This is a genomic window from Gallaecimonas xiamenensis 3-C-1 (assembly GCF_000299915.1).
In the GTDB taxonomy this organism is placed as follows: Bacteria; Pseudomonadota; Gammaproteobacteria; order Enterobacterales; family Gallaecimonadaceae; genus Gallaecimonas; species Gallaecimonas xiamenensis.
On the sequence record NZ_AMRI01000046.1, the window covers coordinates 1 to 10953 of the forward strand.

The following is a 10953-nucleotide window of genomic DNA, read 5'->3' on the forward strand; positions in this document are numbered from 1 at the left end:
TTGACGAAATGCCACAGTCACTTGTTATATGCCTTTTTAAACATTATTAATTTTCTCTACTTTTGAGAAGTTAACATCTAATACTGGCAAACTGTTTATGCTTAGAATCTTTTTCTTAAGCTCTTCATTCATTGTATTAGTTGGTGAGCATTCTCTTAGATATGGCCCACCTGGCAGGTCCCAATCGAAAACAAAGAAACCTAACTTTGCATAATCTCCCCATACTTCTGGACTTCCCCAGTTAGGAGCATCAATTGAATCTGAAATTTCATCATGATGCTTATAGTTTTCTATTACTAGCTTGGGAATAGACCCCTCACCAGCTGTAGAGAATAAAGCAATATTTCCAGAATCATCGATTGCATACCAATCGAATTCTCTTCCTTCAATTTCTTCTTCGTATATATTCATGGTCATTGCATATAACGCCGCAATAAAAGGCGAGCGTTAGCGAGTCCAGCCCACGCTTTTTGTGGGCGATTTTTAATTGCTTTGTTAGAGTTTGTTCTCATTTATTGATTGTATCTTCAATGAACCCAACGATCTCAGCTACGGATATAGTAAATATACCAGCCTCTCCTGCGTCAAAAGCAGATTTCCAAGTGTTGTAGCCTTCTATATAGTCTGGATTTGGAGCAGCGTTACCGACGAGTTTAAGAAGGCTTTTCTTTAAAGTTTCTTCAGAGACCGGAAAATGAGGTGGCTCGCTTGAAAAGCCGCCAGCCATATGAGGGTTCTTAACTTTAACTTCGTTGAGGCTAACGTGATAGATTTTCCCTAACTTTTCATTTGCCTCAATTTTATTAATTAGAACCGTTGATTTCTCTTCACCAATTCTTGTCTTATAAGACCAGACTTGGCCCTCAGTATATTCCGTGGCTTTAGCGAAGCTGAACATAGAAAGTAAACTCATAATTAAGGCCAATTTCTTCATAGTGATGAACTCTAACGCCGCTAGAACCTGCACTGCGTGCGGAGCAGCTTTTTGGTGTATCGTGGCGCAGCCACGCCAAAAAGAAGCGTAGCATGCAGTGTCAGGTTGCTAGCTTGGTTATGCATTTACTTCAACTCTATAGTTATAGCCTGACATACGTTACCCCAGACAGGAGAATATTTGTCCTTGTAATACCAAACTGACACTTCTTTAGACTGTGCCTGTGAAGCCAACAAAGTAGAGACAAAAGCAGCTTCGCTATTTTTTATTCCTACCCATTCGCAGTCCACGTAGCTATTACTCAGCTTGAAAATAGTCTCAGTTTCCGCATCTGTCGGAATAGACTCGTGATAGTGCGAAGAGGTTCTGATCGTAATGACTTTACCTTTAGTTTCTCCCACAATAGCAGCCACAGCTTGAAGACTAACAAGTGCAAAACCCAAAACTACTAGCTTCCAATAATTCATATTAACTCCAGATTGAGAGATGCATAACGCCGCGCTCACTGGCAAATTGAAGCACAGCGTAAATTTGTCCGAGTGCAGCGCATTGTTATGCCTCGACTTCGATGCCATACGCGAGGCTGATTTTCTGCTTCATCACCTCACTCAAAGTAAATCCTTGTGAGGTAATATGATTCAAAGCGATATAGGGCTTGCTACTACCACCTTTTGGAAGCCCAAGCTCCTCCTCTATATCGTTATCCAAGACAAGAGATTTTCCTATGGTGGAATCGATGACATCTTCTATCTTTTGGGTAGATGTATTAGCCGAGGCAATAGCATCTGCGCCTTTTCCTTGCTGATGATCACGATCATATACAGCCACGTAGGGTATTTTGAATTTGTTGAGCAATTTGACATAGAGCGGAATGTTGTCTTTAGAGCCACAATCAATAAGCGTGTAATCATATCTAAACACCCCAATTTCTTTTGCCAGCAAAGGAAAAACAGTCTTTTCTGTAGCCCCTTCCAACAACACAACCTTGCTAGCAAAAAATAACTCGCCTCTGTCTGGATTTATCCAATAGGATAAATTGAAGTCCTTTTTTGCGTCACCTTCAAATAGATCATCCACACATTGCTTTACCGTAGTCTCATCAGACCCGGTTTCTTTGGTGGCTATGTAGATTGACTTGTATCGTTCAACATCAATTAAGCCGCTAGAATGAGTGCACAGAATGACTTGACTTCCAGACTCCGAAAGATTGACGAACGAATCAAATAAGGATCGCTGTGCTTGAGGATGCAGATAAAGCTCCGGTTCCTCAAAAATAAAGTACCTGGAATTTGATACTTTTCTTGCGCCTTCGCCCTCATTGCCATTATTCGCCGCGGCTGCAATAGCTCTTTTGGCGACAACCTGGATCAGTGCGACTGTTAATGCTCTCTGTAATCCATGACCTTTCCGCTTTATATCGGTTCTTACCCCGTCATCGACCCACACTTGTGTGTTTGCTTTAAATACACTTTCAATATCTTGGGAGCTTACCTCAATATCAACTCTTGCTCCCCATGTAACCAACTCTGTCGCGAGCTCTTCCTCAAAATCTGAAAGCTGTTGAGGACGCCCTTCATTTACATTGCCATCTTTGTCTTTCTTGTTCAGTGTTGCGAAAAGTTTCCCTAAATTTTCTTTAGTTGTCTTCCATTCATCGTTGTTTTCTGACATTAACGCTACAACGTCTGAATACATTTTTCCGAAGACGCTAGAATCTTTTGAAGTAAAGTCGTCAGACGCTTCCTTGACTGCCGGAATGAAGTATACCTCCCCAAATATGCCACTAGCGACCGATTTTAGACCTAGGAAGTTTGTGGCCTCAAGCTCATAGCTAAAATTTATTGCATCTCGATTCTGTTCAATGTAGGCAGCTTGAGCATCAACAATATCTTGCTTTGAAATTCTTCCTGTAGCAGGGAGAAATGGATGAAATGGAAGACTGCTGGCCAACTCTCTTTTTGTGTATGCGCTGGCATTTACCTCTTGGAGCCATTCTTCTGTAGGGTTTTCGATATAACCACGATACTCAAAACTGCCGCCTAAATACGCTGTTTTTCTAACTACAATTTTGCCTTCGGAGGTTAAATATTTCTTGAAGGTTGTATTGTCAGATTCATCTAGGCATCCAAACTGCAATTCGACAAATAATTCTGTGGAGCCTTTATGGAAATCCAAATCATGATGCTTAATCTCACCAAAGAAAAACAACATTGAAGACAATAAGTTTGATTTTCCGTGATTGTTTTGACCAATTATCACCATCAAGTCCTGAGCATAGACAACTTGATTCTTTATTGATCTCCAATTTTTTATAGTGATTTTCTCGATCTTCACGATTCATCCTTAAAAGGCATAACAATAGTTATGAAGCCGGCTCGTTTTCACTCATCAGATCACTTGGGATGGTGATTTTAACCACCTGATTTACTTGGTGATATCTGCGAACCTGTCAATCGTCCTGCGTGAAAACGAGTCGGCTTCTTTTGCTGATCGGACCGGCTTCTTATCATGAAGTCGGACCACCTGAAAAATCAAACTTAATCAGTCTCTTAGCTAGTAACTGCTGGAATAAGCGAGCCTGGCATCGGTAATAAAGGTGCCAAATATCGATAGTGGGCCTGGATATACTGTATGCCTATCCAAAAACCTGAACGACGCAACCCACGATCTGACAGTCTGCCACGTCCACAGGGGCGAGGCCCTGGATGGCCGAGTTGGGCCCAACCACCATGGAGGGTCCGCATCGCCTTAGCCATTCGAGAATTGAGTCAGCGGCAAGCGATCAGAGGTGAGGGAGCAGCGACAAAATCGTCTGGAACGATTTTGAACACCGGCGTACTGCGACGATGGCCCGCTAGGGTGAGGCCCAAGGATGGGCCGAGTAAAAGTACCGCGCTGCGGGGCGCCCCCCGTAAATAAAAGCCAGTGCCCGTAGGGCACATTCGAGACACGCTACCGCCCTTGAGTCACAGCCCCCAATTGCTGATAACCTCCCTGTCATCAACTGCAAACAGCCTGTTTAGACGGTCCCCCCTCGGAAAACCATCCTTGATCGTCCTTATTTACGCCTAGGCAGCGTCAAAGCTACTTAGCCGCTTTGATGTAAAGAGCCTTCTGGTCTGAACCCGCTATTTGGCGATCTTCGGTGATAAAGAGATCGTCCTTGGCCCTGACGAGATCGGATAGCTTTTTGAAGCCAAAATTTCGAGAGTCAAAATCAGGTTGGAGCTTCGACAGGTAGGCACCAAAGGTACCCAAATGCGCCCAGCCCGATTCGTCGCTCGATTGCTCCAGGGCATCAAGCATGAATTGTTTTGGAAATGCGGCCTGGGGTTTTTCTGCTGTGGCAGTAGATTGTTCTTGGCTAACGATGCTGACCTGACTGGCTTCAGGGCGCAGCACCTCGGTAAAGATGAACTTGTGGCAAGCGCTACGGAAGGCATCGGGTGTCTTTTGCTCGCCAAAGCCCAAGACCAGCAGGCCTTCTTCCCTTATGCGAACAGCCAGGCCGGTAAAATCGCTGTCACTGCTGACGATGCAGAAACCATCGAACGTGCGTTTATAAAGCAAGTCCATCGCATCAATGATCATGCTGCTATCAGAGGCGTTTTTGCCTGTGGTGTAAGCGTATTGCTGGATAGGCTTTATGGCGTGGCGTTGAAGTACCTTTTTCCAGCTGGCGCTGGTTGGGGAGGTGAAGTCGCCATAGATACGCTTGACGGTCGCTTCACCGTAACGGGCGATTTCAGCAAGTAATCCTTCAATTACAGCGGCCTGGGCATTATCGGCGTCAATCAGGACAGCCAATTTCAGGGTAGGTTCTTCAGACTCGATCTTGGCGATCAATTTTGGCGACACCATGTGGCACTCCTTTGCGCTAGTCACCGTCCAACGCTAACCCACACCCCGGCAGAGGTAAATACCATTAGATAGATAGCGATGAAGTCCAATGCCAAAGAGGCAAGTCGATAACCGCCATCAATGCCGATGAATACCCCGCCTGACTTGCCAATACCCATACCCCGTGGCGCCGCCAACCAAGATGACCCCGAAGGCGGCCAGTTCCGCCAGCCAGGGGATACCGATAAAGGCGGCCATGATGGCCACCACCAGCAGCAGGCCGGTCAGCTGGACGCCACGGTGCACCCGCACCCTGGCCTGTCTGGTCTGGCGATCGACTTTCGATTTGGTCATGGCATTTCCCCGCTTTCCCTGCTCAAGCATAGCCGCCAAAAAGGCTAAGGCCTTGTCTTGGCAGTGTAAAAGCGGGGGGTGGCTAGCCCTTCGCCGTCAGGGCTGGGCCCTTTCGGCCTGGCAGAGATAACAGCCCCGGCTGGCTGTGTGCAGCTGCACATAGGCCAGGGCCGGATCGGCGAAGAAGTCCTCCAGCAGCGGCGCCAGCTCGGCGCCGGGGCAGACTGCGGCCCTGATGATGTAGTGGCTTTGGTCGTAGCCCCTGACCGAGACCAGCCGCTTGCCGATGTAGGGCGGCACCTCTCCTGCTTTCAGCTCGGCCTGGCGGGCGCCTTGACGCACGAAGATGGGGCCGCTGGCCCTGTAGGGGCTGTCTCCCCCCTGGTGCTGGTAGGGCAGCGCCAGGACTTCGTCACCTGGCTCGGCGTCATCGAGGCTGATTCGGCAGGGGTAGCCGTTCGGACTGTCGGCGACCAGGCGCCGCATCTGCCGGGCGGCCAACTGCTGATCGTCGAGGGTGAAGAGGTCGGCAAACTGGGCCTCGGCGAGGCCCTTGAGGATGAAGCGGGACATAGGGTTCTCCTTGTATTGGGTGCAAGGAAAGCTTGCCCAAGGGCGGCCCTGAATGCTGGCCAAAAGCGGACCCGAAGTTTGGTAATGGTGGCTTCAGGCCATAAAAAAGGCCCCTTTCGGGGCCTTTTCCATTTTGCGTACCGGCTTAGAGGCTGGGCAACAGGCCCGGCAGGGCCAGGGGGTTAAATGCCCCCAGCAGCAGTATGCCGTTGGCCGCTTCCATGTCGGCGGCCATGTAGCGGTCCTGGTCGTAGAAGGGCACCTGGCCACGCAGTATGGCTTTGGCGTCTTCCACTATGGGCGCGGCTTTAAGGGGGGCGCGGAAATCCAGGCCCTGGCAGGCGGCCAGGTATTCCACCGCCAGTACGCCACGGGTGTTGGCGGCCATGTCTGCCAGGCGGCGGCCGGCAAAGGTGGCCATGGACACATGGTCTTCCTGGTTGGCGCTGGTGGGCAGGGAATCAACGCTGGCCGGGTGGGCCAAGGACTTGTTCTCGGACGCGAGCGCAGCTGCGGTAACCTGGGCGATCATAAAGCCCGAGTTGACGCCGCCGTTGTTCACCAAAAAGGCCGGCAGGCCGGACAGGTTTTTGTCGATAAGGAGCGCCATGCGCCGCTCGGACAGGGCGCCAATTTCGCTGATGGCCAGCGCCAGGTTGTCGGCGGCCATGGCCACAGGTTCGGCGTGGAAGTTGCCGCCACTGATGATGTCGTCGTCCTCGGCGAATACCAGCGGGTTGTCGGTAACGCCGTTGGCTTCACACAAAAGCACCTCGGCGGCCTGGCGAATTTGCGTCAGGCAGGCGCCCATGACCTGGGGTTGGCAGCGCAGGCTGTAAGGGTCTTGCACCTTGTCGCAGTTGGCGTGGGAGGCGCCCACCTCGGAGCTGTCCCCTAGGATATGGCGATACAGGGCGGCGCTATCGATTTGCCCTTTTTGGCCGCGCACGGCGTGGATGCGGGCATCAAAGGGGCGGCGTGAACCCAGGGCCGCTTCAACGCTGGTGGCGCCGATGACGCTGCCGGCCACAAATAAATCTTCGGCGGCAAAGAGCCCTTGCAGGGCAAAGGCGGTGCTGGCCTGGGTGCCGTTCAGTAGTGCCAAGCCCTCTTTGGCGGCCAGGGTAATGGCCTTGATACCGGCGATTTCCAGGCCCTGGGCGGCGCTTATCTTCTGGCCCTTGTGCAGCACATGGCCTTCGCCAATCAGCGGGCAGACCATATGGGACAGGGGCGCCAGGTCCCCCGAGGCGCCAACCGAGCCCTTCTTGGGAATGCAGGGGTAGACCTCTGCGTTAATCAGTGCCATCAGCCCTTCCAGCACCACCCGGCGAATGCCAGAGAAGCCCCGGGACAGGGAGTTGAGCTTGAGCACCATCAACAGCCGCACCGTGTCTTCGCTCATCAGCTCGCCGATACCGGCGGCGTGAGACAGCACTATGCGCCGTTGCAGCTCTTCCAGCTCGTGGCGGGCAATGCGGGTGTTGGCCAGGAGGCCAAAGCCGGTGTTGATGCCGTAAACGGTGCGGTCTTCTTCGATCACCTTACGGACCATGGTGGCGCTGGCGTCGATGGCCGGCCAGGCGGAATCAACCAGGCTGACCTTGACCGGCTCGGCCGCTACCCGGCGCAGTTGGCTAAGGGTGAGCAGGCCGGGCTTGAGTACCAATTCAAACATCATTTGTTCTCCAGCATGGGCAGGTCCAGGCCCTGTTCCCGGGCGCAGTTCTGGGCGATGTCGTAACCGGCGTCGGCATGGCGCATTACCCCGGTGCCCGGGTCGTTCCAGAGCACACGGCCCAGGCGTTTTTCGGCGGCGTCGCTGCCGTCAGCCACTATCACAACGCCTGCGTGTTGGCTAAAGCCCATGCCGACCCCGCCGCCGTGGTGCAAGGACACCCAAGTAGCGCCGCCAGCGGTGTTAAGGAGGGCGTTCAAGAGCGGCCAGTCGGACACGGCGTCGGAGCCGTCTTTCATGGCTTCGGTTTCGCGGTTGGGGCTGGCTACAGAGCCGCTGTCCAGATGGTCACGGCCGATAACGATGGGGGCTTTGACTTCGCCGTTTTTAACCATGTCGTTAAAGGCCTTGGCCAGGCGCGCTCTGTCTTTAAGGCCCACCCAGCAGATGCGCGCCGGCAGGCCCTGGAAGGCGATGCGCTCGCGAGCCATGTCCAGCCAGTTATGCAGATGCGGGTCGTTGGGGATCAGTTCTTTGACCTTGGCGTCGGTCTTGTAGATGTCTTCCGGGTCGCCAGAGAGGGCCACCCAGCGGAACGGGCCTATGCCTTCGCAGAACAGCGGGCGGATATAGGCCGGTACAAAACCGGGGAAGTCGAAGGCGTTTTTCACCCCCACATCGAAGGCCATCTGGCGGATGTTGTTGCCGTAATCCAGCGTTGCCGCGCCGGCTTGTTGCAGGGCCAGCATGGCTTCAACCTGCACCGCCATGGAGGCCTTGGCGGCTTTGACTACGGCCGCTTCGTCCTTGGCGCGCATCTCGCGGGCCTGCTCTAGGGTCCAGCCCTGGGGCAGGTAACCGTTTAGGGGATCGTGGGCCGAGGTTTGGTCGGTGACCACATCGGGGATGATGCCGCGTTTTACCAGTTCGGCGAACACATCGGCGGCGTTACCCAGCAGGCCCACCGACACGGCGCGGCCCATGGCGTTGGCGTCTTCGATAATGCCAAGGGCCTCGTCCAGGGTGGTGGCCTTTTTATCCACGTAGCGGGTACGGAGGCGAAAATCGATGCGGGTCTCGTCGCATTCCACCGCCAGCATGCTAAAGCCGGCCATGGTGGCGGCCAGGGGCTGGGCGCCGCCCATGCCGCCAAGGCCACCGGTGAGGATCCAGCGGCCCTGGGCCTTGCCGCCAAAGTGCTGCTTGGCCACCGCCACAAAGGTTTCGTAGGTGCCTTGGACTATGCCTTGGGAGCCGATATAAACCCAGGAGCCGGCGGTCATCTGGCCGTACATCATCAAGCCCTTTTTATCGAGTTCGTTGAAGTGCTCCCAGTTGGCCCAATGGGGTACCAGGTTGGAGTTGGCGATGAGCACCCGGGGGGCGTCGCTGTGGGTTTTAAATACCCCTACCGGCTTGCCGGATTGCACCAACAGGGTTTCGTCCTCTTCCAGGCGCTGCAATACCTCAACGATTTTGTCGAAGCATTCCCAGTTGCGGGCGGCGCGGCCGATGCCGCCGTACACCACCAGCGCCTGGGGATGTTCGGCTACGGCCGGGTCCAGGTTGTTCATCAGCATGCGCAGGGCGGCCTCGGCCAGCCAGTTTTTACAGCGCAGTTCGCTGCCGTGGGGCGCGCGGACGACGCGGCTGTCGTCCAGGCGGGTGCCGGTATGGTTCATAAGGATTCCCCCAATGTCATTGGTATTTGTCCCCCCAGCCTGTAGTGGCTGGGGTGGTAAAGGCGGGCCAGGCTGACCGCACCCTGGCGGGAGGCGGTCAGCCGGGTGAGTTTTAACAGCGGGCTGTGCTCGGCTACGTCCAGCAGCCCGGCCTGGGCCGGATCGGCGGCCACCGCTTCCACCCAGTGGTGGGCGGCGGTCAGGGGCGCCACGGCGCTGAGGTATTCGTGGGGCGTGTGCTGTTCAAAGTCCTGGGCCAGGTAGGCCGGGGCCAGCTCCAGGTTGACGTAGCGCTCCTCCAGCTGGATGGGAGCGCTGTTCTCGGCGTGCAGAATCTTCGAATAGCCCACCTGGCTGCCGGGGCTCAGGCCCAGCAGCTTGGCCACGTCCGCCGGGCAGGGCAGCGCCTTGAGGCTGACCACCTCGGCCTGGTAGTGGTGGCCACGGCCGGCGATCTCGTCGGCGATATTGCGGATGGTCAACAGGGCGCTCTGGGCCTTGAGTTCGGCCACGAAGGTGCCCTGGCCCTGGCGGCGCTCCAGCATGCCGTTGTCCACCAGTTCGGTAAGGGCCCGGCGGGCGGTCATCCGCGACACCCCAAAACGCTCGGCCAACTGGTTCTCGGACGGCACGGCGTCCCCCGGGCCAAGGTTGCCGGCGTCTATGCTGTCCAGCAGCCATTGGCGTATGGGCACAAACTTGCTCATGGTGTGAAAAAGCCTTGTTGACGTTCACGTCAATGTGGCACAGTCAGGTTGTATATACAAGTTGTGGAGGCAAGATGTCGGCAGACTGGGATTGGCTGGTAGTAAACGTGAACCTGGCCACCATGGGCGAGGCCGGGGATATTCGCGGCGGCGCCCTGGCGGTAAGGGGCGATCGCATCGCCTGGCTCGGTAAAAAGGCCGAGCTGCCGGCCCTGGACCCACTGCTGCCGGTGATAGACGGCGGTGGCGGCTGGCTGCTGCCGGGCTTTATCGACTGCCACACCCATATCGTCTTTGGCGGCAACAGGGCCAGGGAATTTGCCCTGCGCCTGGAAGGGGCCAGCTACCAGGACATCGCTGCCGCCGGCGGCGGCATCATGAGCACGGTGCGGGCCACCCGTGCAGAGGACGAAGAAAGCCTCTACCACAGCGCCAGGGCCAGGCTCAGGGCGCTGCTGGACGAAGGGGTGACCACGGTTGAAATCAAATCCGGTTACGGCCTTAACCTCGAGACCGAGCAAAAGTGCCTGCGCATCGCCCGCTTGCTGGGCCAGCAGATGCCCCAGCGCATCCAAACCACCTTTTTAGGGGCCCACGCCCTGCCGGCGGAGTTTAAAGACGACCCAGACGGTTATATCGACCTGGTCTGTAAGCAGATGCTGCCCGCCATTGCCGAAGAAGGCCTGGCGGACGCGGTAGATGCTTTCTGTGAAGGGGTGGGCTTTTCTGTGGCGCAAACCCGCCAGGTGTTCGAGGCCGCCCAGGCCCATGGCCTGCCGGTCAAACTCCATGCCGAGCAGCTGTCCAACCTGGGCGGCTCGGCGCTGGCGGCGGGCTTTAAGGCGTTGTCGGTGGACCACCTGGAATACCTGGACGAAGCCGGGGTCAAGGCCATCAAAGACAGCGGCACCGTGGCCGTGTTGCTGCCCGGCGCCTATTACTTTTTGCGCGAAACCCAGCTGCCGCCCATCGATTTACTGCGCCAGTACCAGGTGCCCATGGCCATCGCCACCGACATCAACCCCGGCACCTCGCCCCTTAGCTCGCTGCTGCTGATGCTAAATATGGGCTGCACCCTGTTTCGCCTCACCCCAAGGGAGGCCCTGCAAGGGGTGACCTGCCACGCCGCCAAGGCCCTGGGGCTGGGCGACGACATTGGCAGCCTGGCGGTGGGGAAACAGGCGG

At 55.2% G+C, this 10953-nt stretch carries 11 protein-coding genes; 1 reads left to right on the forward strand and 10 read right to left on the reverse strand.

Annotation, left to right across the window (positions count from 1 at the left end; all coding sequences use genetic code 11):
* Nucleotides 1-36 precede the first annotated feature (36 nt).
* From B3C1_RS20385 to hutC, 10 genes are all read right to left on the reverse strand, one after another.
* Nucleotides 37-411: a hypothetical protein gene (locus tag B3C1_RS20385; protein WP_156804635.1), complete on the reverse strand. Its 375-nt coding sequence runs from the start codon at nucleotides 409-411 to the stop codon at nucleotides 37-39.
* 97 nt (nucleotides 412-508) lie between these two features.
* A complete protein-coding gene (locus B3C1_RS18950) occupies nucleotides 509-934 on the reverse strand; it encodes a hypothetical protein (protein ID WP_051012965.1) in 426 nt (141 codons plus the stop codon).
* A 125-nt stretch (nucleotides 935-1059) separates the two neighbouring features.
* Entirely contained in the window at nucleotides 1060-1401 is a 342-nt protein-coding gene (locus B3C1_RS20390) for a hypothetical protein (RefSeq protein WP_156804636.1), read from the reverse strand.
* Between the two features lie 85 nt (nucleotides 1402-1486).
* The gene (locus B3C1_RS19605; RefSeq protein ID WP_008486834.1) at nucleotides 1487-3268 is read right to left on the reverse strand and encodes an ATP-dependent nuclease; all 1782 of its coding nucleotides are present in this window, start codon (nucleotides 3266-3268) and stop codon (nucleotides 1487-1489) included.
* 750 nt (nucleotides 3269-4018) lie between these two features.
* The gene (locus B3C1_RS18960) at nucleotides 4019-4795 is read right to left on the reverse strand and encodes an NYN domain-containing protein (protein ID WP_008486835.1); all 777 of its coding nucleotides are present in this window, start codon (nucleotides 4793-4795) and stop codon (nucleotides 4019-4021) included.
* Nucleotides 4796-4912: 117 nt separating this feature from the next.
* Complete coding sequence (locus tag B3C1_RS18965) at nucleotides 4913-5128, reverse strand: hypothetical protein (protein WP_008486836.1); 216 nt, start codon at nucleotides 5126-5128, stop codon at nucleotides 4913-4915.
* A gap of 96 nt (nucleotides 5129-5224) precedes the next feature.
* On the reverse strand, nucleotides 5225-5701 hold the full coding sequence (locus B3C1_RS18970) for a DUF1203 domain-containing protein (protein ID WP_008486837.1): 477 nt from the start codon (nucleotides 5699-5701) through the stop codon (nucleotides 5225-5227).
* A gap of 145 nt (nucleotides 5702-5846) precedes the next feature.
* On the reverse strand, nucleotides 5847-7379 hold the full coding sequence (hutH, locus tag B3C1_RS18975; protein WP_008486838.1) for a histidine ammonia-lyase: 1533 nt from the start codon (nucleotides 7377-7379) through the stop codon (nucleotides 5847-5849).
* On the reverse strand, nucleotides 7379-9061 hold the full coding sequence (gene hutU, locus B3C1_RS18980; protein WP_008486839.1) for a urocanate hydratase: 1683 nt from the start codon (nucleotides 9059-9061) through the stop codon (nucleotides 7379-7381). The genes hutH and hutU overlap by 1 nt, the downstream gene beginning before the upstream one ends.
* Nucleotides 9058-9768: a histidine utilization repressor gene (gene hutC, locus B3C1_RS18985; RefSeq protein ID WP_008486840.1), complete on the reverse strand. Its 711-nt coding sequence runs from the start codon at nucleotides 9766-9768 to the stop codon at nucleotides 9058-9060. Before hutC ends, hutU begins: the two co-directional genes overlap by 4 nt.
* Before the next feature lie 74 nt (nucleotides 9769-9842).
* Between hutC and hutI the strand changes: the two genes are divergently transcribed.
* Nucleotides 9843-10953, forward strand: a 1111-nt coding sequence (hutI, locus tag B3C1_RS18990) for an imidazolonepropionase (protein WP_008486841.1), incomplete at its 3' end; no start/stop codon positions are given.

Coding starts and splice junctions, on each gene's coding strand:
- B3C1_RS20385 (WP_156804635.1), bottom strand. CDS start 411: ATGAATATATACGAAGAAGAAATTGAAGGAAGAGAATTCGATTGGTAT.
- B3C1_RS18950 (WP_051012965.1), bottom strand. CDS start 934: ATGAAGAAATTGGCCTTAATTATGAGTTTACTTTCTATGTTCAGCTTC.
- B3C1_RS20390 (WP_156804636.1), bottom strand. CDS start 1,401: ATGAATTATTGGAAGCTAGTAGTTTTGGGTTTTGCACTTGTTAGTCTT.
- B3C1_RS18960 (WP_008486835.1), bottom strand. CDS start 4,795: ATGGTGTCGCCAAAATTGATCGCCAAGATCGAGTCTGAAGAACCTACC.
- B3C1_RS18965 (WP_008486836.1), bottom strand. CDS start 5,128: ATGACCAAATCGAAAGTCGATCGCCAGACCAGACAGGCCAGGGTGCGG.
- B3C1_RS18970 (WP_008486837.1), bottom strand. CDS start 5,701: ATGTCCCGCTTCATCCTCAAGGGCCTCGCCGAGGCCCAGTTTGCCGAC.
- hutH (WP_008486838.1), bottom strand. CDS start 7,379: ATGTTTGAATTGGTACTCAAGCCCGGCCTGCTCACCCTTAGCCAACTG.
- hutU (WP_008486839.1), bottom strand. CDS start 9,061: ATGAACCATACCGGCACCCGCCTGGACGACAGCCGCGTCGTCCGCGCG.
- hutC (WP_008486840.1), bottom strand. CDS start 9,768: ATGAGCAAGTTTGTGCCCATACGCCAATGGCTGCTGGACAGCATAGAC.